The sequence below is a fragment of the Georgenia sp. SUBG003 genome (assembly GCF_000715355.2).
In the GTDB taxonomy this organism is placed as follows: Bacteria; Actinomycetota; Actinomycetes; order Actinomycetales; family Actinomycetaceae; genus Georgenia.
The window spans coordinates 4,529,401-4,553,171 of the sequence record NZ_CP180204.1 but is presented as its reverse complement, the minus strand read 5'-3'; the positions used below and the strand labels follow the sequence as shown (position 1 = coordinate 4,553,171).

22 protein-coding genes, 1 rRNA gene, 24 pseudogenes and 3 other annotated features are annotated in these 23,771 nt (G+C 67.1%); of the genes and pseudogenes, 27 read left to right on the top strand and 20 right to left on the bottom strand.

Annotation, left to right across the window (positions count from 1 at the left end):
- Positions 1 to 72: 72 nt before the first annotated feature.
- The 3 genes and pseudogenes from fdxA to DA06_RS26335 all read right to left on the bottom strand — a co-directional run bounded on the left by fdxA (position 73) and on the right by DA06_RS26335 (position 1,285).
- Positions 73 to 389 (bottom strand): annotated as a pseudogene (fdxA, locus tag DA06_RS26345) (ferredoxin).
- A 160-nt stretch (positions 390 to 549) separates the two neighbouring features.
- Positions 550 to 907, bottom strand: a pseudogene (locus tag DA06_RS26340) (urate oxidase); the annotation flags it as partial.
- A gap of 18 nt (positions 908 to 925) precedes the next feature.
- A complete protein-coding gene (locus tag DA06_RS26335; RefSeq protein WP_418606463.1) occupies positions 926 to 1,285 on the bottom strand; it encodes a DUF4190 domain-containing protein in 360 nt (119 codons plus the stop codon).
- 207 nt (positions 1,286 to 1,492) lie between these two features.
- Positions 1,493 to 1,670, bottom strand: a sequence feature (23S ribosomal RNA rRNA prediction is too short).
- Between the two features lie 17 nt (positions 1,671 to 1,687).
- On the opposite strand from DA06_RS26335, the pseudogene DA06_RS26330 reads away from it, so the two are divergent.
- Together DA06_RS26330 and DA06_RS26325 are read left to right on the top strand one after the other, a co-directional pair.
- Positions 1,688 to 2,133, top strand: a pseudogene (locus DA06_RS26330) (DNA-directed RNA polymerase subunit beta); the annotation flags it as partial.
- Positions 2,134 to 2,586: 453 nt separating this feature from the next.
- The gene (locus DA06_RS26325) at positions 2,587 to 2,841 is read left to right on the top strand and encodes a hypothetical protein (RefSeq protein ID WP_418606462.1); all 255 of its coding nucleotides are present in this window, start codon (positions 2,587 to 2,589) and stop codon (positions 2,839 to 2,841) included.
- Between the two features lie 84 nt (positions 2,842 to 2,925).
- Here the strand turns inward: DA06_RS26325 and DA06_RS26320 are convergent.
- Positions 2,926 to 3,021, bottom strand: a pseudogene (locus tag DA06_RS26320) ((2Fe-2S)-binding protein); the annotation flags it as partial.
- 144 nt (positions 3,022 to 3,165) lie between these two features.
- The gene (locus tag DA06_RS26315; protein WP_418606461.1) at positions 3,166 to 3,384 is read right to left on the bottom strand and encodes a hypothetical protein; all 219 of its coding nucleotides are present in this window, start codon (positions 3,382 to 3,384) and stop codon (positions 3,166 to 3,168) included.
- Positions 3,385 to 3,442: 58 nt separating this feature from the next.
- Positions 3,443 to 3,783, top strand: a sequence feature (23S ribosomal RNA rRNA prediction is too short).
- A gap of 173 nt (positions 3,784 to 3,956) precedes the next feature.
- On the opposite strand from DA06_RS26315, the gene DA06_RS26310 reads away from it, so the two are divergent.
- Positions 3,957 to 4,247, top strand: a complete 291-nt coding sequence (locus tag DA06_RS26310) for a hypothetical protein (RefSeq protein ID WP_418606460.1) — start codon at positions 3,957 to 3,959, stop codon at positions 4,245 to 4,247.
- Here the strand turns inward: DA06_RS26310 and DA06_RS26305 are convergent.
- Together DA06_RS26305 and DA06_RS26300 are read right to left on the bottom strand one after the other, a co-directional pair.
- A pseudogene (locus DA06_RS26305) lies at positions 4,225 to 4,692 on the bottom strand (dTDP-glucose 4,6-dehydratase); the annotation flags it as partial. The gene DA06_RS26310 and the pseudogene DA06_RS26305 sit on opposite strands and share 23 nt — an antisense overlap.
- A 161-nt stretch (positions 4,693 to 4,853) precedes the next feature.
- Positions 4,854 to 5,156: pseudogene (locus DA06_RS26300) on the bottom strand (UPF0182 family protein); the annotation flags it as partial.
- 176 nt (positions 5,157 to 5,332) lie between these two features.
- Here DA06_RS26300 and rrf point away from each other — a divergent pair.
- A 5S ribosomal RNA gene (rrf, locus tag DA06_RS26295) occupies positions 5,333 to 5,449 on the top strand.
- 137 nt (positions 5,450 to 5,586) lie between these two features.
- On the opposite strand, the pseudogene DA06_RS26290 reads toward rrf, so the two are convergent.
- A pseudogene (locus DA06_RS26290) lies at positions 5,587 to 5,978 on the bottom strand (MIP/aquaporin family protein); the annotation flags it as partial.
- A 50-nt stretch (positions 5,979 to 6,028) separates the two neighbouring features.
- Positions 6,029 to 6,127: pseudogene (locus tag DA06_RS26285) on the bottom strand (hypothetical protein); the annotation flags it as partial.
- A 273-nt stretch (positions 6,128 to 6,400) separates the two neighbouring features.
- Between DA06_RS26285 and DA06_RS26280 the strand changes: the two are divergent.
- Together DA06_RS26280 and DA06_RS26275 are read left to right on the top strand one after the other, a co-directional pair.
- Positions 6,401 to 6,972, top strand: a pseudogene (locus DA06_RS26280) (ATP-binding cassette domain-containing protein); the annotation flags it as partial.
- A 261-nt stretch (positions 6,973 to 7,233) separates the two neighbouring features.
- Positions 7,234 to 7,590, top strand: a complete 357-nt coding sequence (locus tag DA06_RS26275; RefSeq protein WP_418606458.1) for a nucleotidyltransferase domain-containing protein — start codon at positions 7,234 to 7,236, stop codon at positions 7,588 to 7,590.
- Between the two features lie 18 nt (positions 7,591 to 7,608).
- Here DA06_RS26275 and DA06_RS26270 read toward each other — a convergent pair whose 3' ends face one another.
- Positions 7,609 to 7,815: a UDP binding domain-containing protein gene (locus tag DA06_RS26270; RefSeq protein ID WP_418606456.1), complete on the bottom strand. Its 207-nt coding sequence runs from the start codon at positions 7,813 to 7,815 to the stop codon at positions 7,609 to 7,611.
- Positions 7,816 to 7,940: 125 nt separating this feature from the next.
- Here DA06_RS26270 and DA06_RS26265 point away from each other — a divergent pair, with 125 nt between their 5' ends.
- Together DA06_RS26265 and DA06_RS26260 are read left to right on the top strand one after the other, a co-directional pair.
- The gene (locus tag DA06_RS26265) at positions 7,941 to 8,327 is read left to right on the top strand and encodes a hypothetical protein (protein ID WP_418606455.1); all 387 of its coding nucleotides are present in this window, start codon (positions 7,941 to 7,943) and stop codon (positions 8,325 to 8,327) included.
- Positions 8,324 to 8,407, top strand: a pseudogene (locus DA06_RS26260) (hypothetical protein); the annotation flags it as partial. The gene DA06_RS26265 and the pseudogene DA06_RS26260, both read left to right, overlap by 4 nt.
- Positions 8,408 to 8,491: 84 nt before the next feature.
- Here DA06_RS26260 and DA06_RS26255 read toward each other — a convergent pair.
- Positions 8,492 to 9,220 (bottom strand): hypothetical protein, encoded by a 729-nt coding sequence (locus tag DA06_RS26255; protein WP_418608441.1) that lies wholly within the window; start codon positions 9,218 to 9,220, stop codon positions 8,492 to 8,494.
- A 461-nt stretch (positions 9,221 to 9,681) separates the two neighbouring features.
- Here DA06_RS26255 and DA06_RS26250 point away from each other — a divergent pair, with 461 nt between their 5' ends.
- Both DA06_RS26250 and DA06_RS26245 read left to right on the top strand, forming a co-directional pair.
- Positions 9,682 to 9,930 carry a multicopper oxidase domain-containing protein gene (locus tag DA06_RS26250; protein WP_418606454.1) on the top strand — a complete coding sequence of 83 codons (249 nt, stop codon included), beginning with the start codon at positions 9,682 to 9,684 and terminating at the stop codon, positions 9,928 to 9,930.
- Between the two features lie 142 nt (positions 9,931 to 10,072).
- The gene (locus DA06_RS26245; protein WP_418606452.1) at positions 10,073 to 10,222 is read left to right on the top strand and encodes a hypothetical protein; all 150 of its coding nucleotides are present in this window, start codon (positions 10,073 to 10,075) and stop codon (positions 10,220 to 10,222) included.
- 170 nt (positions 10,223 to 10,392) lie between these two features.
- Here DA06_RS26245 and DA06_RS26240 read toward each other — a convergent pair whose 3' ends face one another.
- Both DA06_RS26240 and DA06_RS26235 read right to left on the bottom strand, forming a co-directional pair.
- Positions 10,393 to 10,638 carry a hypothetical protein gene (locus tag DA06_RS26240; RefSeq protein ID WP_418606451.1) on the bottom strand — a complete coding sequence of 82 codons (246 nt, stop codon included), beginning with the start codon at positions 10,636 to 10,638 and terminating at the stop codon, positions 10,393 to 10,395.
- Positions 10,635 to 10,931: an ABC transporter permease subunit gene (locus DA06_RS26235; protein WP_418606450.1), complete on the bottom strand. Its 297-nt coding sequence runs from the start codon at positions 10,929 to 10,931 to the stop codon at positions 10,635 to 10,637. Before DA06_RS26235 ends, DA06_RS26240 begins: the two co-directional genes overlap by 4 nt.
- 274 nt (positions 10,932 to 11,205) lie before the next feature.
- On the opposite strand from DA06_RS26235, the pseudogene DA06_RS26230 reads away from it, so the two are divergent.
- The 4 genes and pseudogenes from DA06_RS26230 to DA06_RS26215 form a co-directional block, all read left to right on the top strand.
- Positions 11,206 to 11,427: pseudogene (locus DA06_RS26230) on the top strand (YceI family protein); the annotation flags it as partial.
- Between the two features lie 164 nt (positions 11,428 to 11,591).
- Positions 11,592 to 11,998, top strand: a pseudogene (gene rpsL / locus DA06_RS26225) (30S ribosomal protein S12).
- Positions 11,998 to 12,300 (top strand): hypothetical protein, encoded by a 303-nt coding sequence (locus DA06_RS26220; RefSeq protein WP_418606449.1) that lies wholly within the window; start codon positions 11,998 to 12,000, stop codon positions 12,298 to 12,300. The pseudogene rpsL and the gene DA06_RS26220 overlap by 1 nt, the downstream one beginning before the upstream one ends.
- 265 nt (positions 12,301 to 12,565) lie before the next feature.
- Positions 12,566 to 12,989: pseudogene (locus DA06_RS26215) on the top strand (phosphate ABC transporter ATP-binding protein); the annotation flags it as partial.
- A gap of 68 nt (positions 12,990 to 13,057) precedes the next feature.
- Here the strand turns inward: DA06_RS26215 and DA06_RS26210 are convergent.
- On the bottom strand, positions 13,058 to 13,261 hold the full coding sequence (locus tag DA06_RS26210; RefSeq protein ID WP_418606448.1) for a DUF7507 domain-containing protein: 204 nt from the start codon (positions 13,259 to 13,261) through the stop codon (positions 13,058 to 13,060).
- 122 nt (positions 13,262 to 13,383) lie between these two features.
- Here DA06_RS26210 and DA06_RS26205 point away from each other — a divergent pair.
- A pseudogene (locus tag DA06_RS26205) lies at positions 13,384 to 13,794 on the top strand (4-hydroxy-3-methylbut-2-enyl diphosphate reductase); the annotation flags it as partial.
- Between the two features lie 34 nt (positions 13,795 to 13,828).
- A pseudogene (locus tag DA06_RS26200) lies at positions 13,829 to 14,237 on the top strand (recombinase family protein); the annotation flags it as partial.
- Here the strand turns inward: DA06_RS26200 and DA06_RS26195 are convergent.
- A pseudogene (locus tag DA06_RS26195) lies at positions 14,202 to 14,809 on the bottom strand (Ku protein); the annotation flags it as partial. The pseudogenes DA06_RS26200 and DA06_RS26195 overlap by 36 nt on opposite strands.
- Before the next feature lie 76 nt (positions 14,810 to 14,885).
- Here DA06_RS26195 and DA06_RS26190 point away from each other — a divergent pair.
- The 3 genes and pseudogenes from DA06_RS26190 to DA06_RS26180 all read left to right on the top strand — a co-directional run.
- Positions 14,886 to 15,479, top strand: coding sequence for an ABC transporter permease subunit (locus DA06_RS26190; RefSeq protein WP_418606447.1), 594 nt, complete (start codon positions 14,886 to 14,888; stop codon positions 15,477 to 15,479).
- Between the two features lie 596 nt (positions 15,480 to 16,075).
- Positions 16,076 to 16,533 (top strand): annotated as a pseudogene (locus tag DA06_RS26185) (aminoacyl--tRNA ligase-related protein); the annotation flags it as partial.
- A 630-nt stretch (positions 16,534 to 17,163) separates the two neighbouring features.
- Positions 17,164 to 17,367 (top strand): annotated as a pseudogene (locus DA06_RS26180) (ATP-binding cassette domain-containing protein); the annotation flags it as partial.
- A gap of 54 nt (positions 17,368 to 17,421) precedes the next feature.
- On the opposite strand, the pseudogene DA06_RS26175 reads toward DA06_RS26180, so the two are convergent.
- Positions 17,422 to 17,745, bottom strand: a pseudogene (locus DA06_RS26175) (proton-conducting transporter membrane subunit); the annotation flags it as partial.
- A complete protein-coding gene (locus tag DA06_RS26170; protein WP_418606446.1) occupies positions 17,679 to 18,101 on the bottom strand; it encodes a hypothetical protein in 423 nt (140 codons plus the stop codon). The pseudogene DA06_RS26175 and the gene DA06_RS26170, both read right to left, overlap by 67 nt.
- Positions 18,102 to 18,448: 347 nt before the next feature.
- On the opposite strand from DA06_RS26170, the pseudogene DA06_RS26165 reads away from it, so the two are divergent.
- The 4 genes and pseudogenes from DA06_RS26165 to DA06_RS26150 all read left to right on the top strand — a co-directional run.
- Positions 18,449 to 18,529 (top strand): annotated as a pseudogene (locus DA06_RS26165) (F0F1 ATP synthase subunit A); the annotation flags it as partial.
- Between the two features lie 88 nt (positions 18,530 to 18,617).
- Complete coding sequence (atpE, locus tag DA06_RS26160) at positions 18,618 to 18,827, top strand: ATP synthase F0 subunit C (protein ID WP_211338682.1); 210 nt, start codon at positions 18,618 to 18,620, stop codon at positions 18,825 to 18,827.
- Between the two features lie 47 nt (positions 18,828 to 18,874).
- Positions 18,875 to 19,399: pseudogene (locus tag DA06_RS26155) on the top strand (AAA family ATPase); the annotation flags it as partial.
- A gap of 125 nt (positions 19,400 to 19,524) precedes the next feature.
- The gene (locus DA06_RS26150) at positions 19,525 to 19,995 is read left to right on the top strand and encodes an STAS domain-containing protein (protein WP_418606444.1); all 471 of its coding nucleotides are present in this window, start codon (positions 19,525 to 19,527) and stop codon (positions 19,993 to 19,995) included.
- Here DA06_RS26150 and DA06_RS26145 read toward each other — a convergent pair.
- Positions 19,958 to 20,118, bottom strand: a pseudogene (locus tag DA06_RS26145) (PEP/pyruvate-binding domain-containing protein); the annotation flags it as partial. The gene DA06_RS26150 and the pseudogene DA06_RS26145 overlap by 38 nt on opposite strands.
- 241 nt (positions 20,119 to 20,359) lie before the next feature.
- Here DA06_RS26145 and DA06_RS26140 point away from each other — a divergent pair.
- Positions 20,360 to 20,497 carry a hypothetical protein gene (locus DA06_RS26140; protein ID WP_418606443.1) on the top strand — a complete coding sequence of 46 codons (138 nt, stop codon included), beginning with the start codon at positions 20,360 to 20,362 and terminating at the stop codon, positions 20,495 to 20,497.
- A 75-nt stretch (positions 20,498 to 20,572) separates the two neighbouring features.
- On the opposite strand, the pseudogene DA06_RS26135 reads toward DA06_RS26140, so the two are convergent.
- Positions 20,573 to 20,818 (bottom strand): annotated as a pseudogene (locus DA06_RS26135) (RpiB/LacA/LacB family sugar-phosphate isomerase); the annotation flags it as partial.
- A gap of 213 nt (positions 20,819 to 21,031) precedes the next feature.
- Here DA06_RS26135 and DA06_RS26130 point away from each other — a divergent pair.
- The 3 genes and pseudogenes from DA06_RS26130 to DA06_RS26120 all read left to right on the top strand — a co-directional run bounded on the left by DA06_RS26130 (position 21,032) and on the right by DA06_RS26120 (position 22,108).
- Positions 21,032 to 21,385 carry a hypothetical protein gene (locus DA06_RS26130; protein ID WP_418606442.1) on the top strand — a complete coding sequence of 118 codons (354 nt, stop codon included), beginning with the start codon at positions 21,032 to 21,034 and terminating at the stop codon, positions 21,383 to 21,385.
- Positions 21,280 to 21,929: pseudogene (locus DA06_RS26125) on the top strand (NAD(P)/FAD-dependent oxidoreductase); the annotation flags it as partial. The gene DA06_RS26130 and the pseudogene DA06_RS26125, both read left to right, overlap by 106 nt.
- Positions 21,926 to 22,108: a hypothetical protein gene (locus DA06_RS26120; RefSeq protein WP_052437100.1), complete on the top strand. Its 183-nt coding sequence runs from the start codon at positions 21,926 to 21,928 to the stop codon at positions 22,106 to 22,108. The pseudogene DA06_RS26125 and the gene DA06_RS26120, both read left to right, overlap by 4 nt.
- Before the next feature lie 322 nt (positions 22,109 to 22,430).
- Here DA06_RS26120 and DA06_RS26115 read toward each other — a convergent pair whose 3' ends face one another.
- Positions 22,431 to 22,649, bottom strand: a complete 219-nt coding sequence (locus DA06_RS26115; RefSeq protein WP_418606441.1) for a hypothetical protein — start codon at positions 22,647 to 22,649, stop codon at positions 22,431 to 22,433.
- A gap of 333 nt (positions 22,650 to 22,982) precedes the next feature.
- Positions 22,983 to 23,685 (bottom strand) — a sequence feature (23S ribosomal RNA rRNA prediction is too short).
- Positions 23,686 to 23,771: the final 86 nt, after the last annotated feature.

Genomic DNA, 23,771 nt, shown 5'->3' with positions numbered 1-23,771 from the left:
CGCGGGACTTGGCCGGCGCCAGGGAGCTCCCGAAGGGAAAAGTCGGGCAGCGCGCTGCCGTGCAGCGGCACCTCAGGCCTGCGGCGGCAGGGCCGCGATCATCGGGTCGTCCTTGTCGATGACGCCCATCTTCGCGGCGCCGCCGGGGACCCCAGGTCGTTGAAGAACTCGACGTTGGCGCGGTAGTAGTCGGACCAGATCGCCGGGGTGTCGTCCTCGTAGAAGATCGCCTCGACCGGGCACACCGGCTCGCACGCGCCGCAGTCGACGCACTCGTCGGGGTGGATGTACAGCATCCGCTTGCCCTCGTAGATGCAGTCGACCGGACATTCGTCGACGCACGCCCGGTCCTTGACGTCCACGCAGGGCTGGGCGATGACGTAGGTCACGAGAGCTTCCTTTCCTCGCAGATGGCGCGGCCGCCGGTCGGGCACCGTCCACCTAGTATCGCCCAGCCGGTCCGAGGGGCACGCCAGGCGCGTCTCGTGGGCAGCAGACCGGCGACGGCGCCGCGCGACCGGCGCCGCCGTCATCGTCTGTGAGACCCGGTCAGCAGAAGCCGGTCACGGTCGCCAGGCGCGCGGCTCGGGGCGACGTCGGAACGCTTCACCTCGCCCTCGATGAGGCCGTAGGGCCGGTCGGCCGCATAGAAGACCTCGTTCGGGTTCTCCAGGCCGAAGGGCTCGAAGTCGACGAGGAAGTGGTGCAGGTTCGGCATGGAGAACTTGATCTCGCCGATCTCGGCGTGCGTCTCGAGCACGCGCCGGCCCATCTCGTACAGCGTCTGCTGCAGGGCGAGGGAGTGGACGTCGGCGAAGGTCTCGAGAAGGACGCGCCGCACGTCGTCGTAGGCGGCGTTGAAGTCGATGTCCGTGCGCAGGTAACGCCACCGCGCGGTGACCGAGGTCGTGCGCAGCAGGAGCGGTTAAGCGAGCGCCGCGCGGTCGACCAGGGTGGACGGACGGGACGCGGGTGACGCCGTTCGCGCCTCAGACGCCGTAGCGTTGGCGCTCATCGCCATCGCGATGACGAAGATGATGCCGCCGATGATCCCGATGATCACCAGGGCGATCGAGATCCAGCCGAGCACCTTGCCCGCGGTGGCGGGTTTGCCGAGCCGCTCGGCCTTCTTGGCCTGCCACAGGGCGAGCGGGCCGAAGACGATCGGGAGGAGCACGACACCCAGGATGCCGAAGACCAGGGAGAGCGTCGCGGCGCTGTTGGCCTCCTGGCTGGAGGAGTCGTAGCCGTACGTGGGCCCCCTGGGAAACCCCCTTTGGGTCATTTCGGGCGGGACGGGGTTTTCTCACCCCCGTCATTTCGCTACTCATGCCCTGCATTTCTCACTCGTGTGGGGATCCCACCCACTGGGGTCACCCCCCCGCAGCTTTCACCCTCCCCCACACGACGCTCCCCCCCTACCCCCACCCCCGCGCCCCCCCTGAAACACCCCCCCTCGAGGGGGGGATGCTGGGGGGTGTGCGCGGGATGCCCACGGCTTCGGGCGGTGTGCTTGAGCCCCCGCTGAATTGTCGGCGCAGAATCACTTGACCAGTGAGCTATTACGCACTCTTTCAAGGGTGGCTGCTTCTAAGCCAACCTCCTGGTTGTCTGTGCAACTCCACATCCTTTCCCACTTAGCACACGCTTGGGGGGCCTTAGCCCGGTGGTCTGGGGCTGTTTTCGCACCCCGGTGGCCACGCCCGTCTTCGACGGCATCCACCAGGAGGAGATCCAGGGCCTGCTGCAGCACACGACGCTGAACCGCGACGGGGACCGCGTGGTGACGCCGACGGCAAGGCGCAGCTCTTCGGCCGCTCCGGCGAGCCGTTCCCGGAGCCGATCTCCGTCGGTTACATGTACATCCTCAAGCTGCACCACCTGGTGGACGACAAGATCCACGCCCGTTCCACCGGTCCGTACTCGATGATCACCCAGCAGCCGCTGGGCGGTAAGGCGCAGTTCGGTGGTCAGCGCTTCGGCGAGATGGAGGTCTGGGCCCTCGAGGCCTACGGCGCCGCCTACGCCCTGCAGGAGCTGCTCACCATCAAGTCCGACGACGTCACCGGCCGCGTGAAGGTGTACGAGGCCATCGTCAAGGGCGAGAACATCCCCGAGCCGGGCCGGGCCGAGCTTCGAGACCCACTTCCAGAGATCCATTCCTACATGAAGGCAACCCGGCTGCTCGAGCTGCGGCTGCGTCGATCGAGTTGGCTGGAGGCGATTTCGGCCCACGGCTTCGGGTGTGAAGAAGCGGAAGGCGTCGTAGTGGGTGCAGCGAATTTGGTGTCGCTCAACGACTGCGTCCGTCGCATCTTGGCCCAACCGGAGGGGCAGGGGGTGCCTGTGTGCTTCCTGCCGGTACACCATGGCCCACTCGTGGAGACCGAAGCAGGCTGTAGACGGGGGCCGTGAAGCTGTGGCGTTGAGCAATGTATGGATGTACTGCACGCTGTCTCGTCGCACAGCGATAAAGGCTGGAGCATCGAAGCGCACAGCCCCATCGGCGGTCGTCTTGTACCAGCGCCAAGCGTGGTGCGGGGCGGGCGTGCCGTTGTCCGGCAGCAGGATGATCCTTGCTCCAGGGTGCCAGCGTCGGACGAGGCGACGGCGTTCTCGGACCCCGAGAGCACCCAAGCGACCATCGAGATGATCGGCCGGACCAAGGAAGCCCAGACCAAGAAGGCGCGCATGGACGCCGCCTTGGAGGCAGAACGCCGCCTCGCCGAGCAAGCGGCGAAGCCCATGCCAAAGCCCGCGACTGTCATGGCCGTCGTGCCCGAAGTCGACGACGACGAGTACGAGGAGTTCGAGATCTTCAACCCCAGGAAGGCCAACTAAATGGAGTTCTTCACAGACCCTCCGCCGTCCCTTGGCTCCTGGGAGTCGCTCACGCAAGTGATGGAGCTGCCTGCCGAGGTGGACGGTGCAGGCCCCGCAGTTCGAGGTGTCGCACCCGACGACGGTCCCGGTCTTCCCGAGGGACTCACGCAGGTAGTGCACCAGGAGCGTCCTGGGCTCGACCTCGTCGGTGTACCGGGCCGTCGACGGTCACGGAGATGCGTGTCATGGATCCTCCAGGTAGGGACGTCGTCGTCACCTCGGATCATGTCGGGCATCGGGAGAACGGGCAAGCATTTCGGTGACCCGGATCGCACGCGGAGGTCACGACCGCGTCATGGCGCCGTCGTCGTCGGGGTCACGGTCGTCGGGGTCACGGTCGTCGGGGTCACGGTCGTCGTCGTCCGACGGGTCGTCCTCGATGGAGGCGAGCTCGGCGTCGTCCTGGATCGCCGCCAGCGCTGGTCCGTTGCCGGCCGTTCCCGGTGGGTGCGGGCGGGGAGTCGGTGCGTAGCTTGAGAACTGTACAGTGGACGCGAGCATCTTTGATCTTTTGTGGTCAAGTTTTAAGAGCATTCGGTGGATGCCTTGGCACCAGGAGCCGAAGAAGGACGTTGTAGCCTGCGGATAAGCCTCGGGGAGCTGGCAAACGAGCTGTGATCCGAGGGTGTCCGAATGGGGAAACCCGGCCAGAGTCATGTCTGGTTACCCGCGCCTGAATATATAGGGCGTGTGGGGGGAACGCGGGGAAGTGAAACATCTCAGTACCCGCAGGAAGAGATATTCCGTGAGTAGTGGCGAGCGAAAGCGGACGAGGCTAGACCGGGGGTGTGTGACAGCCGGCGGGCGTTGCACCCTCGGGGTCGTGGGACCTGCTGACCAGCTCTGCCGGGCTGGTGGGGAGTGGACGATCGCTTCCCGGCACGGCGGCGAGCGCCTGGTCGCGCAGGTTGAGGGCGCGCAATGGCGGCAGCGCCACGGTTCGGTGCTCACTCGTCAATTGAACCGGGATCTTGCGGATCTGGCAAGTGTTGACAGTCGAACAGTAGAACGCTTACCGTTCCGGCCCGTTAGGACGTTGGTCACACGAACGACGGAGTTCTTAAGGAGAACGAATGGCCGTTCACCCCCGAGTGGTCTGCTCGAGCATCACGTTTCGCAGGCTCCCCCTCGCAGAGGCCCTGGGCACGATCCGGAGCCTCGGCTTCGGCGAGATCGACCTAGGTGCGCTGCCCGGCGTCTGCGACCACGTGCCGTACGAGCTGACGGACGACGCCGTGCGCGAGGTGGCTACGACCATCCGCGAGTCGGGGCTGGGCGTGCGCTCGATCAACGCGGACGTCGGCGACCTCAACGAGGACGTCGACGCCGCCGGTGCGGCGGCCCGATCTTGCCCTGCTCGATGATCCGCCACACCGCGGTGTTGTGGTCGCGGACGTGGATCCAGTCGCGGACGTTCTGACCGGCGCCGTACAGCTTGGGCCTCACGCCGTCGATGAGGTTGGTGATCTGGGGGGGGATGAACTTCTCGATGTGCTGGTAGGGCCCGTAGTTGTTCGAGCAGTTCGAGAGGGTCGCAGCGACGCCGAACGAGCGCACCCACGCCCGCACGAGAAGGTCGGAGCCCGCCTTCGTGGACGAGTACGGCGAGGAGGGGTTGTACGGCGTGTTCTCGTTGAACTTCGCCGGGTCGTCGAGCTCGAGGTCGCCGTAGACCTCGTCGGTGGAGATGTGGTGGAACCGCACGCCGTGCCGGCGGACGGCCTCGAGCAGCGTGAACGTCCCGATGAGGTTCGTCGTGACGAACGGGGACGGGTCGTTGAGCGAGTTGTCGTTGTGGGACTCGGCCGCGATAGTTGACCTGCTCGGGCGCCGCGCCGACCGTGACGGGCTGGCCGTTCGCGTCGACGACAGAGTCCGTGGTCGCCTCCTCGAGGGACTCCCGCGCCGAGTAGGGGGTAGTCGTTGGTCGTCGTGTAGCCGTCGACGATCCACACCAGCTCCTTCGGGGTGGACTCGTCGTCGTCCATGTCCACGGCCGGGTAGGCCCGGTTGTCGAGGGTGAGGTAGGGCGCGACCTTGGCCACGCGCTCGTGCGGGTCCCGGTCGAACAGAATCTGCGACTCCGTGGTCACGCGGTCCGAGAAGAGGATCTGCATGTCGCCGAACTTCAGGGCGTAGAGCAGCTTCTGGAAGAAGTTGCCGACCGACGGCCCGCCGTCGCCGGCGTAGGTGGTGTTGACGGCGCTGTTCTCCGCGTCGTCGTCGGGATAGTCGAGCTCCCACGGGTCGGTGCCCTCGGGAGCGCCGACGATCGAGTACTCCGGGCTGTCCTGACCGAAGTAGACTGGAGCTGACCGGTACTAATTGGCCGACAACTTGCCACAACACCAACACGTGTGGAAGAAACGAAGAGTGCTACGCGTCCACTGTGCGGTTCCCGAGATACGCACCCCCCGACCGGCCGTCGGCACCGATATCTCCATAGAGTTACGGCGGTCACAGCGAGGGGGAAACGCCCGGTCCCATTCCGAACCCGGAAGCTAAGCCCCTCAGCGCCGATGGTACTGCACGGGAGACTGTGTGGGAGAGTAGGACACCGCCGAACACCCGTTACAAGGAGGCCGCAACTTTACAGTTGCGGCTCCTTGCGTTTCTCGAACATCCAGCACAGATGCATGCGGAATAAGTCCGCGAGAGGAAATATGTCCACGTCAGGGAACAACCAGGACGACGGTTACAAGCGTCGCTGTGCCCCTTGCCGCGGATCGGCAGGACGGCGTGGGCACGGGGGCCGAGGTCACGGGCGGGGTTGATGGCGTACCCGGTCGGGCCACCGAGGCTCATGCCGATGCTGACCACGAGCAGGCGACCGCGAGCGGACCGAGTCCGGAGGGGCTGGGGCCGAACAGGATGATGACGAAGACGAGGACGAAGGTGCCGATGACCTCGGTGACGAAGTTCCAGCCGTAGCTGCGGATCTCCGGCCCGGTGGAGAAGACGGCCAGCTTGGTGGCGCCCGGCGCCTCCTGGTCGAAGTGCGTCTTGAAGGCCAGGAACGCCAGGACGGCACCGATGAAGGCGCCGACGAACTCGCCGGCGAGGTAGGTGATGATGTTGCCGAAGGTCGAGGGAACGCCGCGATCCCGGGGAAGACGATGATGAGCACGATCCAGAGGACCTTCGGCATGCCTGCGGGCATGTCGTCGTCCGGCGTCCGTACGCAGTCGATGAGCGCGTAGACGACCAGGGCGATGAGGATCACAGCGGGCAGGATGCGGAGCATAATCCCAGAGTAGGCCGGGAAGTGCACGCCCGTGGTCAGCGATATCCCCAGATCTCGGGGTGCGCGGGGCCGGACCGCGGGGCCGCCTACGCTGGTGGGATGCGTCTGCTCGTGTACACCCTGCTCCGTCTGGGCCTCGTGCTTGCCTCCGCCGGGCTGCTCTACCTGCTCGGTCTGCGGTCCTGGTTCCTGTGGATGGCGGCCGTGGTGGTGGGGCGCTCGTGTCCTTCCTCGTGCTCAGGCGGCAGCGCGAGGAGGCAGCCCACGTCCTGCGGAGAGATCCACGCCATCTGCGGCGAGAACGGGGCGGGCAAGTCCACCCTCAAGGTGCTCTCCGGCGTGTACCCCGCCGGCAGCTACGAGGGCCAGATCTACTTCGAGGGCGAGCCGGTCGAGTTCCACTCGATCAACGACTCCGAGGCCAAGGGCATCGTCATCATCCACCAGGAGCTCGCGCTGGTGCCGCACCTCTCGGTGGCCGAGAACATCTTCCTCGGCAACGAGCAGGCGTCGAAGGGCTCATCGACTGGCACGCGACCAACGCCCGTGCGGGAGAGCTGCTCGACCGCGTCGGTCTCCACGAGAACCCCGTCACGCCCGTCGGGGCGCTGGGCGTGGGCAAGCAGCAGCTGATCGAGATCGCCAAGGCGCTGTCCAAGGACGTCAAGCTCCTGATCCTCGACGAGCCCACGGCGGCCCTCAACGACCAGGACTCCGAGCACCTCCTCGGCCTGCTGCGCCAGCTCCGTGAGCAGGGCATGACCTGCATCATGATCTCGCACAAGCTCAACGAGATCGCCTCCATCGCCGACTCCACCACGATCATCCGAGACGGCCGGACGATCCGTCACTGGCGGGCTGGCTGCCAGTGGCTGCACGTCGGGTACGAGCCTCAATTGGAGACGCTAGACATCCACTCCTGCAAATTCCGAAAGAAAGCCCCGGACCTCCTCAATGACAACCAGTAGACGATCGTTAAACGGCCGCGGTGCGTAGCGAAGCGGGCAGCACGCAGCGTCGGGCTGGATGCTCGTCGGCAGCTATCTGCGGCGAAGTGACTTCTCTCGGCTTCGTTAACCTCGCTGTGAACTCGTAACGTAGGTAATGTGAATCGAGATTACGTTGTCGACGCCCTATTGGGGCTCGGCGTGCCATCCGCCATCGTGGCCGACTTCCCGGATCTTCCAGCCGATGCACGAGCGCTATTGGTCTACGGGAGCCAGGCACGCGGGGACGCGGTCGCGGGCTCTGACGTCGACCTGCTCGCCTTAGTCGACACGCCCCGGCCAAGCACATACGCGGCCGAGGTCAGCTTGGTCCAGGACGGTCACCTGGCGCCGGGGTGGTCCTCGACGGTCTGGTGGACGAAGTTGGCGCCGATGAAACCGGCGCCACCGGTGATGAGCACGCGCAAGGGGCCTCCTCGGCCTGGATGGGTGTCTGGAGATCGCCAGTATGGATGATCGGGGACCGATGATCGACTACGGGCGGCCGATCCCGTTGTAGGTCCAGCCGGCGGCGCGCCAGGTGGTGGGGTCGAGGGCGTTGCGGCCGTCGATGATCCAGGGGTTGCGCACGAGGTCCCTGAGCCGGGCGGGGTCGAGCTCGCGGAACTGCTTCCACTCGGTGAGGAGGAGGACGACGTCGGCGCCGGCGGCGGCGGCGTAGGCGTCGGCGGCGACGTTCATGTCGGGGCGCCGGCGGGCGAGGACGGGCCCGGCGGCGCCCCCGGAGCCCGCCTGACCGGCCGCATTATCAGTGTCGTCTCACCCAAGGCGGCGTCGGCAAAACAACAACGGCGACCAATCTCGCCGTGGGACTCGCACGAGCGGAACCCCATTCGACCGTGATTGTCGATCTTGACGTCCAGTTCGGTGACGTCGCCACGGCTCTCAATCTCGCTCCGGAATATTCGCTGCTCGACGCTGTCCACGGGCCCGCTGCGCGCGACGATGGCGCTCAAGACTTTCCTCAGCCTCCATCCCACAGGTTTGTACGCGATCTGCGCGCCAGATTCACCGGCCGCTGCAGACGGCATCTGCCGAGGAGGTGGGTCTCCTCAGGATGCTCGCGTCGCAGTTCCGTTACGTCGTGGTCGACACAGCGCCGGGCTTGTCCGAGCTTGACCTCTGGTGCCCCGTCGCGGCTCAAACCGAACTGCTGCCAGGAACGGCAGGAAACGTCTCTGGCAGGGAAGTGAGTCATGGGGCGAAGGTGGTCGTGTACGGCCTGGGTGGGTGTCAGGCGTGCCGGCTGACGGAGCGGGCGTTGAAGCGGGAGGGCGTGGAGTACGAGGTGGTGGACCTGGAGGCGAACGCGGCGGCGAGGGAGCTGCTGCTGGCGCTGGAGTTCACCGGTGAGCGACTATCGGAGACGCCATCCGGTCAGAGGCCCGTTGGCGTCGGTCCAGTCCTCACCGCTGATACGACTGATCCCGGACTGATAATGCACAAGGGCCTGCGGACGCACCCATGCCGCGACCGTCATCGCGCCGGAGACGCGAGAGAGCCGGAGTCCGGGACCTGGACGTATCCGCTCGACCCGTCGAGCACCAGCGAGGACCCCGTGCGCCCCGGGCCCCACGCCACCGTGCCCTGCGCCCTCCCGTGGTTGCCCAGGCCCGAAGAGTCGGCCGCCGTCGTCCCCGCCCCCTCGTCCAGCAGCCACCGCCCGCGCACCCCGCCCGAGGAACCGGTCCCGGTTCGGGGTCGGGGATCGGCTCCGGATCGGCAGCCGGGCTCCTCCGAGCAGGGTGGAGTGCGCCTCGGTGACGGAGGACGCCATGACCATGAGCCCGCCGCCGACGTTCTCCCTGGTGCTGGTGACGTTGTTGAAGTTGCCGTCCATCACGGTCGTGGCCGAGTCGGGGAACGCGAGGTCCCGCACGGAGGCCGCCTTCATGAGGATGTCGTCGTAGTTGGTGCTCTCGGTGTAGAGCACCCGGAGGGTTCCGGTGGACTCGTCGAGCTGGACGATGCCGCGGGTGCCGATGTCGTCGACCTCCCGGAGGTTGTCCCACGTGCCGGTCGGCCGCCGCACGAGCAGACCGACGACGGGCTGGTCGGACCGGTTGTAGGACGTCTTGTACCTCATGACCTTGCACCGGCTGGACCGGCTCGCGTTGCTCAACCTCATGCGGCCCGCGTTCCCCGCGCTCGACGAGGACTACCTCCGGTCGTTGACCCGCGCCAAGATGATCGATGCCCTCCTCGATGCGCAGGCCGAGGCCGTTAACGACGGGGACGAGGTCGATCGTTACCCCCTTCGACGGCCGGACTTTGGCACCTCAGCCCCGGACGGGCGCCTGTTCTTGCGTCGATCGAAGGTGCACGTGATCTGGCAGAGCGACTGGGAGCTGGCCGCGTGGGCTCTCGCCACCGACATCTCCGACAAGCACTGGCGGCTCTCCGGCGTCGACATCCAGCCAGGCGACCACCTCATCACCGCACTTGGCTGCGACCCGGCTCTTGTCGCCGCCCTCGAGGTAGTCCACGACGCACCGCTGGGCGAACAACCGCACGGGCATCCTCGAGGGCCCGAACGACCCCAGTCAGGTGATCGACCGCGACCTCAACCCGGGCGACTCCTTCGGTTTCCAGGTTCTCGCCGGGGACTCGGTCGGGGCCGGGGCGTGGATGTACCACTGCCACGTCCAGTTCCACTCCGACGGCGGGATGGCCGGGATCTTCCTGGTGCGCAACGCCGACGGATCCATGCCCGACGGCGCACAGGAGGCGATCGACCGGTTCCAGCACCACGGCCACGGTGGCGGCCACACAGGCCACAGCACGCAGAACAACTGAACCATCAGAATCTGGGGGAAAAGACGATGATGTCTAGAGATCGGAGGCCGGGCGAGCACCGCCTGGCCCTCACCCGCCGCCGGCGCGCGCTAGTCTCGCGGACCGGGAGCTCGCGCTGTTCGGGCTCGTCAACCTCGGTGGCATGGCCATCGCCGTCGGCTGCCTCGCCGTGAGCCACTACGTGCTCGGGTTCACCTCTCCGCTGGCCGACAACGTCGCCGCCAACGGCGTCGGCCTCGTCTCGGTACCGCGTTCCGCTACGTCTGCTACCGGTACCTCGTGTTCACCGTGACGCGCTGATCACGTCCGCGATATAGGACAGCCATTTCCCCTCGTGGCCGCCCGGTGCTCTGCAACACTCGGCGCAGGTCAACGATGACCTGCGCCACGCAGTGACCGGGGGCGAGTCGCGGCGTCCGAACTCAGGGCGGAGCAATGATGTCTGAACGCAGGATCGCCCCTTCACGGGGGGTGCTGGCCGCGTCGGCGGCCGTACTGATGGGCGCGGCGCTGGTCGCGGTGCCCGCTACCGGAGCCGCCGCGGCGACCTCCGACGGGCTCGTCGGCGGCTGGCGGATGGATGAGGGGGAGCGTGTACCTGGTCCGGTCGCGGACGAGGATCAGCGGGTAGAAGAAGTCGTTCCAGATCGGCACGAACCGGAAGACGACCACCGTCGCCACCGCGGGCCGGACCAGCGGCAGCATCACGACCACATCCGCAGCGGCCCCGCGCCGTCGATGCGGGCGGCCTCCTCCAGCTCGCCGGGAAGCTGGCGGAAGAACGTGCCGAGCACGAACACCGAGAACGGGATGGACACGGCCGCGTACACGAGCACCAGTCCGGTGCGGGTGGATACCATGCCGATCGAGTCGAGCAGGTAGAAGATCGGCACGATCATCAGGAACACCGGCATCATCAGGCCGGAGACGAAGACCTGCTCGATCACGCCCATGAGGCGTGAGCGGCTGCGGGCCAGGGCGTAGGCGGCGAGCAGCGACACCGCCGTCGCGGTGCTGGCATGGTGCCTTCCTCGTCCGGCGCCACCTCTGTGGCGCGACAGCTGGCTTCTCGTTGCGGCCCCGACGTCCCGTGGGAGGCGGAATCCTCGTCGTGCCGCAAATGTTAGGGCGGGCGCGCGGATCCGGTCACGGTCCGTTCACCGGACCTTGATGTCCCACCTCTTGCGCTCACCTCGCACCCTGAGTATATAGTTCAAAGTCAACTACTTCCAGCCCTTGCCGAGGGCCGGGAACCGGACCAAGGAGGACCGCTTCGTGAGCACCATCCCCGCAGGTACCTACGTCATCGACCCGTCGCACACGGAGGTGGGCTTCAGCGTCCGCCACGCCGGCATCTCGAAGGTGCGCGGCAAGTTCGACAAGTTCGAGGGCAAGATCGAGGTCTCCGAGAACCTCCCCGAGTCCTCCGCGATCGTCACCATCGACGCCGCCTCCATCAACACCGGCGACGCCAACCGCGACGGCCACCTCCGCTCCGCCGACTTCTGGGATGCCGAGAACAAGCCGACCTGGACCTTCGTCACCAACGGCCTGGAGGGCGACGGCGAGGACACGCCCGACAGCGGGGGCAAGGGGAAGCGAGCCAGGACGGGTCCGACGACCCGTGCCGGTCGACCCCAGGTCGGGCGAGCAGAGAACACATCGACACAGCAAGTACTTCGAGACGGAGATGTAGTGCCCACGATCAGCAGCTGGTCCGCAAGGGCCGGAGCGTCAAGGTCGGAACCTCCAAGACGCCGGCCCTCAAGGGCAGCCCGCAGCGGCGCGGTGTGTGCACCCGCGTGTACACCACGACCCCGAAGAAGCCGAACTCGGCGCTTCGCAAGGTCGCCCGTGTCCGCCTGTCCTCCGGCATCGAGGTCACGGCGTACATCCCCGCGTCGGTCACAACCTCCAGGAGCACTCCATCGTGCTGGTGCGCGGCGGTCGTGTGAAGGACCTGCCCGGTGTCCGTTACAAGATCGTCCGCGGCGCGCTCGACACCCAGGGTGTCCGTGGCCGCCAGCAGGCTCGCAGCCGCTACGGCGCGAAGAAGGAGAAGAAGTAATGCCTCGTAAGGGCCCCGCCCCGAAGCGACCGCTCGTCGTGGACCCCGTCTACGGCTCGCCCGTCGTCACCCAGCTGGTCAACCGCGTGCTGCAGGACGGCAAGAAGTCCACCGCCGAGCGGATCGCGTGGCGAACGAAGATCCTTCGGGCCGGCCTGCTCGGTCATGAGGGTGTAGCCGAATCGCGTCATGGCCCCAGGCTGGCACCCGGTGCCCGTGCGGCACGCGGAGACGACGGCGGAGCCCGAGGGACACGGTCGACGGCGGATGCGCCCGTTGCGGAAACACGGTCGACGGCGTGATGGCCTCGGCACCCTTCCTGACGTCCACAAGCGCCCGGGATGCCACACCATCCACAGATTTGGCGGAATATCACCAATCCTCTTGCTCGCTCGAACGCCCGTTCGATAGGTTTGGGCGCACGTTCGATGTATCTGAGGCACGTTCGGAGCACCGGTTCCCACCCTCGAGAGCCTGCCGGCACCGCCGGGCCACCCGAGGGCACAGCGCCCGAACGACCATCACCCTGAGGACGAGGGAGGCGGGATGACCAGCACACCACCCCTCGGCAAGTCGACGTTCCTGCGCACGCTGAACCGCATGCACGAGGTCATCCCGCGCCCGCGTCGAGGGTGAGGCCCTCATGGACGGGCAGAACCTCTACGGTTCCGGCGTCGACCCGGTGCAGGTGCGCCGGCAGGTCGGCATGGTCTTCCAGCGGCCCAACCCCTTCCCCACGATGTCCATCGCGGACAACGTCCTCGCAGGGGTGCGGCTCAACAACAACCGCATCCGGAAGTCGGAGGCGGACGACCTGGTCGAGCAGTCGCTGCGTGGCGCGAACCTCTGGAACGAGGTCAAGGACCGCCTCCACCGGCCGGGTTCGTCGCTCTCCGGCGGTCAGCAGCAGCGCCTGTGCATCGCCCGTGCGATCGCCGTCAAGCCGCCCGCGAGGATCGCGACCCCGGCGACGCCTGCCAGAGCGCCTTTGGTCCTGTGTTCATCGGTCATTCCTTTCGGGGGATGGCTGCTGCTTCCAGCGGGCCAGGGTCAGCCCCGTCACTGCCTCGCGACGGGGCCGTCTCCGGTGCAGGTGAACGAGCCACCGGCACCGAGGCTTGAGATCGTGCAGATCGGGTCGTCGGCCGACGGGGCGACGACGTCGTCCGTCACCACGAGGTCCTCCAGGTCGAGCTCGCCCGTGTTCGTCACGGTGTAGCTCCACCAGACGGTCGTGCCGGAGATGACCTCCGGACGCCGCATGCCGTCCGGGTCGAAGACGAGCTCGGCGTAGCCACCGCTGACAAGCTCCTCGCCGTCGGCCGGCTCCTGGCCGGCCGGGACGAGCCATGCGCGCTTGACGACGTCGACGCGACCTCGAGCTCGCGGTTGTCGACGTAGCAGGTGACGCCACCATCGACGCGACGTGCCCGCTGGTGACGAAGGTCCACAAGGAGGCCGTCCGCTTCGCCAGGGACGACTTCGACATCCTCCTCATCGGCCACGACGGCCACGAGGAGGTGGAGGGCACCAGGCGAGCGCCCGAGCACATCCAGGTGGTCAACGGGCCGGACGAGGTGGACAGGGTCCAGGTGCGCGACCCGGAGAAGGTCATCTGGCTCTCCCAGACCACCCTCTCGGTCGACGAGACGATGCAGACGGTGAAGCTGCTGCGCGAGCGCTTCCCGCACCTGCAGGACCCGCCGAGCGACGACATCTGCTACGCCACCCAGAACCGGCAGGTCGCGGTCAAGAAGCTGGCGCCGCACGCGGACGTGGTTATCGTCGTCGGCTCCGGGATACGCCCGATGCTCCACCGATGAACAGGACCTGACAGCTCAACGCGATGCTCTGCTCGGCTTCGGCGTCGGTGCTGACCGGATATACGTCGATCACGGCCTGACCGGCACCAATCGTGAGCGACCTGGATTGCGCGAGGCGCTCGCCGCTTGTCGGGCGGGCGACACCTTGGTGGTCACCAAGCTCGATCGCCTCGCCAGGTCGCTTCCTGACGCCCGGGCGATCGCCGACGAGCTCACTACCCGTCAGGTCAGCCTGAGTCTGGGCGGGTCGGTCTATGACCCCACCGACGCGGTCGGCAGACTGCTGTTCAATGTGCTCGCCATGGTTGCGGAGTTTGAGTCCGATCTGATCCGGCTACGCACCGCGAGGGATGAAGGTGGCCAACGCGTCGAGACCAGACGGGCGTGAAGTCCGACTCGAAGCTCTTCACGAGCGCGGCGGACATCTGCAGCTCCTTGTCCGAGATGTTCACCTTCTCGTCCAGCCCGGGGAAGTCCGCCTCGCGCACCTCGTCCTGCCACAGCAGGGTCTGCAGGACGAGGACGTCGTCGCGGACGCGGAGCGCGGCGAGCCGGGTCTTCTGCCGGAGCGTGAACGTGACGATGGCGGTGCGGTCGGTCTGCTCGAGCGTCTCGCGCAGCAGCGCGTAGGACTTGGTCGACTTCGAGTCGGGGCGAGGTAGTAGGCGCTGCCCATCATGATGGGGTCCACCTGCTCGGTGGGCACGAACTCCTGCACGTCGATCTCGCGGTTGCGCTCGGACGGCAGCGCCGCGAAGTCGTCCTTGGTCAGCACGACGGTCTGCTGACCGTCGTCGTAGGCCTTGTCGATGTTCTCGTAGTCGACGACGTTCCCGCAGATCTCGCACCGGCGCTGGTAGCGGATGCGGCCGCCGTCGGCGTCGTGCACCTGGTGCATCGGGACGTCGTGGCTCTCGGTGGCGCTGTAGAGCTTCACCGGCACGTTGACCAGTCCGAAGGTGATGGCACCCTTCCAGATCGCCCGCACGGCAGCTCCTTCCCGACGACCCAGGAGATCTACGACTCCTACTTCGCCGCCGACGGTTCCTGACCCCGGAGCTGCCATGCGCAAGACCACCCGCCGGATGTACCAGGGCGTCAACTACGCGATCTTCGTCGTCCTGCTGCTCGTCATCGTCCTGGCCACGGACTGGGAACGCATCGTCAACCAGTTCTTCCGCTGGGACGTCGCGCGGGAGATGCTGCCCGAGATCATCACGATCGCGCTGAAGAACACGATCCTGTTCACGGTGATCTCCTTCGCCGGAGGACTGCTGCTCGGCGTCGTGATGGCCCTGCTCAAGCTCTCATCCGTGGGTCCGTACCGCTGGTTCGCCACCGCCTACATCGAGTTCTTCCGCGGCGTGCCGGCGCTGCTGACGATCTTCGCGATGGCGTACATGCTCCCCATCGCCCTGCGCCTGCGTCGCCTTCTCGACGCCGAGGACATGTGCTGCGCCATGGTGAGCAGCTCCTCGCCGAGCTGCTCCATCTCTTGCTTTGAAGATCTCACGCACCGCAGGCTCCTTCAGGTTTCTGCTCCCCCCGCCGCGAGCGGGATATCTGCCATCTACCGTAGTCAAGCCACTCCGGGGTGTACGACCGGTGGCGCCCAAGATGAACGACGCGTGTCGTCCCGGGGGGGGTGGCCTCGGTGAAGCGCCGGGGCGCACCCTACCCTCAGCACATGGAGTTCTCGCAGGTCCTCAGCATCGTGCTGGTGGCTCTGCTCGTGGTCGCTGCCGGAATCATCGCGTTCCTCGTGAGTGAACGCGAGCGGCACGGCCGCCGCCGCGACGAGGGCGACGGCCCGGACGACGTCGTCTCCGTCGCTGGCGGTGCCTCCCGCCGCAGGCCCGTGATGGTCCCTCGAGCACCCGCAGGCGGCACGGACCCCGTTGCCGTCTATCGAGTAGGGCACCACCGGCTACGTGGCTGCCGACCCGCCTGGTCGGCTGCACCCCCCCCGCCGGTGCTTGCCCGTGTCGCCGTGACCCTGGACTCTGGAGACCTCGGTCGACCCGGAGGCATTCATGGGCAAGCTGATCTACGCCGCCAACACCTCGCTCGACGGCTACCTCGAGGACGAGCTCGGCTCCTTCGACTGGTCCGTGCCCGACGAGGAGGTGCACGCGTTCTGGAACGAGCACGAACGACACATCGGCACCTCGCTCTACGGCCGCCGCATGTACGACACGATGCGCGTCTGGGAGGACGATGACTGGCTGACCGACGAACCGGCCGTCGTCCGCGAGTACAGTGGTACGCCGACGGGATGTACCCCCCGATGCACCTGGACGAGCGCGCGACGCCGAGGGCAACATCACCCGGCAGGGCCAGGACTACTACCTCAAGCCCATGAACTGCCCGATGCACAACCTCGTGTACTCGCGCGGGCGCTCCTACCGCGAGCTGCCGCTGCGGCTCTTCGAGTTCGGGCACGTCTACCGGTACGAGAAGTCCGGGGTGGTGCACGGCCTCACCCGCGCCCGCGGCTTCACCCAGGACGACGCCCACATCTACTGCACCCGCGAGCAGATGAAGGACGAGCTCGCGAGCCTGCTGACCTTCGTGCTGGACCTCCTCAAGGACTACGGGCTCGAGGAGTTCTACCTCGAGCTGTCCACGCGGGACCCCGAGAAGTCGGTGGGGGACGAGGCCACCTGGGAGGAGGCCACGCGCACCCTGGAGGAGTCATCGTGGCATGCAGGGCGGCGGTTCTCCGACGTTTCGCCCTCCAACCCCTCGACAGACCAACGGTTCCGGACGGCTGTAACTGCGATGATCACGCGGCCTTGTCGTCATGAGGAACCGCGCCTTTGATATCCGTCTACCTGCCGTCGGAATCGCAGTTCCGGCACAGCGGTGCATCAGACTTGGTGTGTGCTGAACGAGAGACGAGCTCGCCTACGGTGGCGGTGCCTGGGCGACGGGCCGAACGGACCGCTCGTATGAGGGGGCTGTCGGCCCGAGCGGTCGCGGTACTGCGCTGGGTGTTTCTCGTCGCGCCGTGCCGGCTGTATCTCGCTGGTGAAGCCTCCGGTGGACGTGTACCGATGCGCTTCTTGGTGGGAATGTTCGCGTTCGCTGGTCTGGCAGCCGAGGGTGCGCACCAGGTACGTGCGCGTCTCGGCGGTGCTCGGTGCGGCCGCGGTGGTGGAAGACATGGTGGAGAAAGTGTAGGCGGCCGGGAAAGGGGCACTTAGCAGGCCCTTCGTTTCCACCTTGTTACCGGCATCGGCGTCTGCGGGCCTTCGGGCACGTTAGGTTGACCTCCATGACCGAACGCAACGAGACCTCTCTCACAGCGCCGGCGGGGGTCAGGCTGCCCGGGGCGAGCCGCTGGTCGTCCTCAGCGAGGTGAACAAGCACTTCGGGGATCTCCACGTCCTGAGGGACATCAACCTCACCGTGGCGCGCGGCGAGGTCGTCGTCGTCATCGGCCCCTCCGGCTCCGGCAAGTCGACGCTGTGCCGGGCCATCAACCGCCTGGAGCCGATCGACGACGGAGCCATCACGATCGACGGGCGGGAGCTGCCCGAACAGCGGCAGGCACAGCGTGATCATCCCGAACGTGCCGACCTTGTCGACGGACGCCCACGAGCAGCACCGAGGCACCCGGGGCGCCTCCTGCGCGGTGTCCGGCAGCCAGGTGTGCACCGGCCACATGGGTGCCTTGATCGCGAAGGCGATGAAGAACGCGAGGAAGAGCAGCCGCTCGCCGGTCGCGGAGGTCTCGACGTTGCCGACGAGGTTGTCGATGAGGAAGCCCTGCTCCCCGCCCGGGCCGACGAGGTAGAGCGCGACCACGCCGACGAGCATGACCAGGCCGCCCGCCAGGGAGTACAGCAGGAACTTCAGGGCGGCGGTGCGCCGGCGCGGGCCGCCGTAGTTCCCGATGAGGAAGTACACCGGGACCAGCATGGCCTCGAACAGGATGTAGAAGAGGAACACGTCCCGGGCGGCGAAGACGGCGGGAGGCTCGAGCCGCGGACGACGAGCATTCCGAGCCCCAGGAGGACCGCCACCCACAACGTGGACGCCGCGAGGCCGATGGCCTCGTCGAAGGCGCCCACACGGTAACGACCTCTGTACAACTTGAGGGCGGTGCCGCTGACGACCTGCAGGGCGCAAGCGATCGCGGCGTACAGGAAGATCGACGTCCACTGCGGGTCTGTGAGGTAGAACTCGTAACGGGTGCCCACGATCAGGGCTGTCGCGACGAGCCAGCTCGCGCAGTCCCACAGGATCATGACCAGCCGCCGTGTTGCGGTATGCATGGGCACGGCATGCACAGGCACTATGTCTCCCCCGGGTCGCTTGTGGCGGTGAGCCGCGCGTCGCGCACGCGTCCGTTCCAGACAACATGGTATCGAAACCAAGGAGTAACACGCCGGGCTGACCGGGTGTCGACCCGGTCACTAGTTGGCGGCCTCGTAGGCCCGGAATGGGGAATGGTGAACTTCAACGAACTGCGGGTAGCAGGAAGTTGGGAGGGTGTCCCGTCCGTCCGGAGTGACTCACGCGGTAGCTTCTTCGAGATCGGGCTGCTCGGTGAGAGGTTCCCCGCGCCGGAGTTCGGTGTCACGCAGCTCCACGGCCTCGTCTCCAGAGCGGGAGTCCTGCGATCTTCGTCGCGGTGCTGCAGGCGTACGTCTTCACCGTCCTGACGGCGGTGTACATCCAGCTTTCCGTCGAGTCCCACTAGTACAGACGTCGTCGCCGCGGCACCTGCCGGGGGCGGAACCGAAACGACGTGGCCGCCGGCCACGCCACACAGGAAGGAAGACCTCCGCATGGAGATCACCGGAGACATCGCGACCATCGGCTACGGTCTCGCGACCATCGGCCCCGGCATCGGCATGGGCATCCTGGTCGGCAAGACCCAGGAGGCCGTGGCGCGCCAGCCCGAGCTGGCCGGTCCGCTGCGCATCAACATGTTCATCGGTATGGCCCTGGTCGAGGCCCTCGGTCTGATCGGCCTCGCTGCAGGCTTCGTGTTCTGATGCAGGCCACCGCCCTCACGCTGGCGGCGGAGGCCACGCAGAACCCCGACGACGTCTTCCCGCGCCTGTTCCCGGGCGGCGAGGGGCGCCTCGTGCTCACCGACCCGGAGAACATGCTCACCACCGGCATCGAGATCGCCCGGCCCGCCGGCAAGAAGGTCAAACGGCTGTCCCTGCTCAGCGGCGGCGAACGCTCACTGACGGCGGTGGCCCTGCTCGTGGCCATCTTCAAGGCTCGCCCCAGCCCGTTCTACGTCATGGACGAGGTCGAGGCGGCGCTGGACGACGTCAACCTCGGGCGCCTCCTGGAGATCTTCACCGAGCTGCGCGACAGCTCCCAGCTCATCGTCATCACCCACCAGAAGCGCACCATGGAGGTGGCGGACGCCCTGTACGGGGTGACCATGCGCGGCGACGGCGTCACCACCGTGATCTCGCAGCGGCTCGAGAAGGAGCCGCTGCCCCGCGTCGTGACCGAAACGTCACCCCCCGGGACGCGGGCGTCCACGGGCGGGGGGCCCCGGCCGGGCCGGGGGGGCGACGGACCCCGTAGGGCATACTGGGGTGCATGACCGGAGCATTCGTCGGAGGTTTCGTCTCGGTCCTGTGCGCGCTCGCGATACTTCTCGTGCTGCTCGCCGGGCGCGCCCGGGCCTCCTCGGCGAGGATCTGGTCGTGAAGGTCGGTCGAGTACGTCATGGGTCGTCAGCGTAGGGGCAGATTCCGGACAGGCGCCCGCTCCGCCCCACGGATGTTTCGGATCCGGGGCATACACCGTAGGGTGGGGCGCTTACACCATAAGGATCCGCCCCCTAGGGTGAGATGCTCCGGCAACGGAGTTGCCGATCGACCGGTCCCGGAGGGGCCGACTAGCAGCGGGGAGACGGCCATGAGCGAACCTATCGGATCGGTCACGGTGCGAACGTCGCCGACACGGTCCCGGCTGGTGCTGTCCGGCGAGGTCGACATGAGCCTCGCGGAGGAGCTCTCCGCGGCGGTGGACAACGTTCTCGCGGTCGGTCTCCCGGTGGACGTCGACGTCCGGGACGTCACCTTCCTCGACTCCAGCGGCCTGAGCAAGATCGTCCGCCTCGCGACGAGCTCGACGACGCGGACACGGCTGATCACGTGCCCGTCGCGATGTAGGCGCGGCACGCCTCCGTGGTGATCGTGACCCGGGAGGGACCGGCAGACCGATCTTCGTCATCTCGGCCAGGTTCGCCCCCTTGCCGCCGAGCAGGTCCTTCTGGTCCTTGTCACCCTCGCTGAACCGGTACACGTACTTGGCCATCGCGACGCTCCTCGCCATCGGGGTACGCGGCCAGGCTGGGTGACCGCGGTCACGTTGAGAAGCATAGGCAGTGAGGCCCGTCACAGGGGCCGACCAATGGCCCTGGTCCGCGCCGCCCGGAGGCGCGAGGCGGCCGAGGGTCCTACGAGGTCCAAACCAATTCGGCGTACCGTGTTCCGGAAATCACACCTGGCCTCGCCGGCAGTGCCGACGACGAGGGCCCTGAGTCTGAGGAAAACGCATGTCGGAGAAGTCTGCGCCACCCACGACCGAGCTGCCACCGAGCTCCGTCGACCCCGCCGTCGCGGAGAGCGAGGACCGCAGGTGGACGCCCGCCAAGATCGCCCTCTGGGCGGCCATCGCCCTGCTCGGGGGGTAGGAAACGGTAGGGGATGAAGCTCGCCGTTACGGGGTTCCCTACTGCACCTGCCCCCTCCCGCGCTGCGCAGGGACGCTACGACACGCTCTCGTACCGGTCGAGGATCGCGACCTTCTCGGCCGAGGCGGAGGACTCGTCGAACTCGTGGCCGAGCCACTCCCGGGCGAGCTTGCGCGCCAGCTCGAGCCCGATCACCCGCTGGCCGAAGGTGAGGACCTGCGCGTTGTTGGACTTGATGAGCCGCTCCACCGAGAACGAGTCGTGGGCGACGGAGGCCCGGATACCGGGCACCTTGTTGGCGGCCATCGCCACGTTCGGACCTCGGGCACGGGCGGTGGACTGTGCAGTCATCGGCGACCTCCTGCGCTCCACGGGTACGCCTGCGACCGGTGTGGCGCCACAGCGAACCGCGGTCGGAGCACGGCGACTCGTGACGAGGCTGTGCCGAGACGCAGGGAGAGCCGATGCGGCGGTGTAGCCCGAGCAGCGTCGAAACGGCATGTGCGTCTGCGGCGGACGTGGGAATCTCTGCCCGTGTCCTTCGATGTCTACTTTCAACGGTTCCGCGACGGTGAGGCGGAGCCCGGTGGCGGCGAGCAGATGCGCCAGGTGCTCGAGCCCTTCATCGTGCGTGAGGAGCCAGAACTCGACTTCGCCCGGCTCGAGTACGGCGACGGCTCCGCCGACGTCTATCTCGGAGGCGACGGCATGATGGCCAACCGCGTCGCGGGCGACCTCCCCTGGGAGCTGCTCGTTCAGGGCGCCGAGAAGAAGTACTCCGGCGCGGGGTGTCGTGGTGCGCCACCTGCGACGGGTTCTTCTTCCGCAACCAGCACGTCCTCGTGGTCGGCGGTGGCGACTCCGCGATGGAGGAGGCCACCTTCCTGACCCGGTTCGTCGAGAAGGTCACCGTCGTGCACCGCCGCGACGAGCTGCGCGCCAAGATCATGGCCGAGCGCGCCCTGGCCAACGAGAAGATCGAGTTCGCCTGGAACAGCGAGGTCGCGGAGATCCACGGCGACGAGAAGGTCACCGGCGCGACCCTCCGCGACACCGTCACCGGCGAGACGCGGCAGATCGACGCCACGGGCATCTTCGTGGCCATCGGCCAGACCCGCGCACGCAGATCCTCGAGGGGCACGTCAAGCTCGACGACGAGGGTTACATCGTCGTCGACCACCCGACCACGGCCACCAACGTCCCCGGCGTCTTCGCCTGCGGCGACGCGGTGGACCACATCTACCGCCAGGCGATCACGGCCGCCGGCACGGGTGGTCCCGGCCTTCTTCATCATCGCGATCATCTCGGTGCAGGCCGGAGGCTCGTCCGGCTCCGTCCTCCTGCTGATCATGCTGCTCGCGGGCTTCGGCTGGATGCTCTCGCGCGCGTGGTGCGCTCCATGACCCTGGGCATCAGAACCTCGAGTACGTGACGGCCGCGAAGTACATGTCCGTGCCGACGCCGAAGATCATCTTCCGCCACATCATCCCGAACATCTCCTCGCTGCTGATCATCGCCACCCTCGCCGTCGCGTCGGCGGTGCTGGCCGAGACGTCGCTGTCCTTCTTCGGCTTCGGCGTCCAGCGCCGGAGACCTCGCTGGGCACGCTGATCGGGGAGGGGCAGCGCATGGCCGCGACCTACCCGTGGATCTTCCTGTCCCCCGGCCACGGCGCTCGTGCTGATGCTCGTCTTCATCAACTTCATCGGCGACGGTCTCCGTGACGCCCTCGACCGTCGGCGTTGATGTGCCACTCCGCCGTGCCCGTCACCTGCGAGGTGAGCGACTCGTTCGACAGAGCGTGGTCGAGGTAGCCGACCATGCCGTCGAAGACGTACCCGTAGGCCTCCTCGCCACCGACTGCCGCACCAGGTCGGTGTAGCCGGCGGCCTGGAGAGCAGCGATCGGGTCCTCGAGGTCGTAGGAGTTGAGGTCACCGATCACCAGGTGGTCGGGGTTCCCCGCTCCCGGTGGTCACCGGCGAGGAAGTCGGCGATCGCCTCGGCGGCCGCGTCCGGGTGAGGTTGCAGTTGCCCTGGCCGTCGCCGGTGTCCGGGTCGCCGGCGCAGGCGGAACCCTTGGACTTGAGGTGGTTGATCGACACGGTGAACACCTCGCCGGTGCCGATCTCCCGGAACGTCTGGGTGAGCATCGGACGTCATCGGCTTCGAGACCCAGGACGGTGTACCGCTGTCGATCTCGTGGCCCGACCGGCGCGTCGTTCTCGACCTGAATCTCGAGGCGGCAGAGCTGACCGAGCTGACCGAGTCGGGCTGGACGGTCGTCCCGGCCGACACCGACACCATCCGCGAGACGTTCTCGACCGCCAAGGAGCGCGCCTGATGCCCCAGATCGTCATGGGACCCAACCAGACCGGCAAGGTCGACCCGTCGGTGAAGAAGGCCGCGTACACGTTCCTCGAGAAGCTCGCCGAGAACGACGCTGTGCCGGGCCTTCACATCGAGCCGATCAACGGGTCCGTCGACCGGCGGGTGCGCACGGCCGCGTGAACGACTTCTGGCGGGCGGTGCTCTTCAAGATCCAGGGGCAGGCCGACGAGGCCCACTACGTCTAACTGGGGCTTAAATTCTGAGCTTCGCCTCGCGGCTGACCCGTCCTCTTTAACCTTCCAGCACCGGGCAGGCGTCAGTCCGTATACATCGTCTTGCGACTTCGCACGGACCTGTGTTTTTTAGTAAACAGTCGCTTCTCCCTGGTCTCTGCGGCCCGAAAGGGCTAGCCAGCTAGTGGCCTCACCCCCTCAGGCCCCCCCCCTTCTCCCCGAAGTTACGGGGGGCATTTTTGCCGAGTTCCTTAACCACGATTCTCTCGATCGCCTTGGTATTCTCTACCTGACCACCTGAGTCGGTTTAGGGTACGGGCGGCTAGTCCCTCGCGTCGAGGCTTTTCTCGGCAGCATAGGATCACCCTGCTTCCCCCCATACGGGGTCACTGTCGGACCTGAGGCTTCGAGGGGTGCGGATTTGCCTGCACCCCGCCCTAGAAGAACTCGCCCGCCCGGACGCGAGGAGCGCCTCGCCTTCAGGCCGACCCTCGGCTGGGACACCGCGATCATCGTGGTGACGGTGCTGTTCCTCGTCGTGGCCTCGGTCGGGACCGAGCACTTCGGCACCGCGCGGAACTTCGGCTTCCTCGTCCTCGACCTCGCGCCGATCCTGCTGCTGGCCCTGCCCACGACCCTGATCATCATCACCGGCCAGATCGACCTGTCGATCGCCAGCATGGTGGGCCTGACCAGCGCCGCGATGGGCGT

Coding starts and splice junctions, on each gene's coding strand:
- atpE (WP_211338682.1), top strand. CDS start 18,618: ATGGAGATCACCGGAGACATCGCGACCATCGGCTACGGTCTCGCGACC.
- DA06_RS26140 (WP_418606443.1), top strand. CDS start 20,360: ATGTCGGAGAAGTCTGCGCCACCCACGACCGAGCTGCCACCGAGCTCC.
- DA06_RS26150 (WP_418606444.1), top strand. CDS start 19,525: ATGGGTCGTCAGCGTAGGGGCAGATTCCGGACAGGCGCCCGCTCCGCC.
- DA06_RS26220 (WP_418606449.1), top strand. CDS start 11,998: ATGCCTCGTAAGGGCCCCGCCCCGAAGCGACCGCTCGTCGTGGACCCC.
- DA06_RS26335 (WP_418606463.1), bottom strand. CDS start 1,285: ATGACCCAAAGGGGGTTTCCCAGGGGGCCCACGTACGGCTACGACTCC.
- DA06_RS26255 (WP_418608441.1), bottom strand. CDS start 9,220: ATGAGGTACAAGACGTCCTACAACCGGTCCGACCAGCCCGTCGTCGGT.
- DA06_RS26310 (WP_418606460.1), top strand. CDS start 3,957: ATGGCCGTTCACCCCCGAGTGGTCTGCTCGAGCATCACGTTTCGCAGG.
- DA06_RS26315 (WP_418606461.1), bottom strand. CDS start 3,384: ATGCTCGCGTCCACTGTACAGTTCTCAAGCTACGCACCGACTCCCCGC.
- DA06_RS26270 (WP_418606456.1), bottom strand. CDS start 7,815: ATGAACGTCGCCGCCGACGCCTACGCCGCCGCCGCCGGCGCCGACGTC.
- DA06_RS26115 (WP_418606441.1), bottom strand. CDS start 22,649: ATGCTCACCCAGACGTTCCGGGAGATCGGCACCGGCGAGGTGTTCACC.
- DA06_RS26210 (WP_418606448.1), bottom strand. CDS start 13,261: ATGCGGCGTCCGGAGGTCATCTCCGGCACGACCGTCTGGTGGAGCTAC.
- DA06_RS26190 (WP_418606447.1), top strand. CDS start 14,886: ATGCGCAAGACCACCCGCCGGATGTACCAGGGCGTCAACTACGCGATC.
- DA06_RS26245 (WP_418606452.1), top strand. CDS start 10,073: ATGGCCATCGCCGTCGGCTGCCTCGCCGTGAGCCACTACGTGCTCGGG.
- DA06_RS26170 (WP_418606446.1), bottom strand. CDS start 18,101: ATGCATACCGCAACACGGCGGCTGGTCATGATCCTGTGGGACTGCGCG.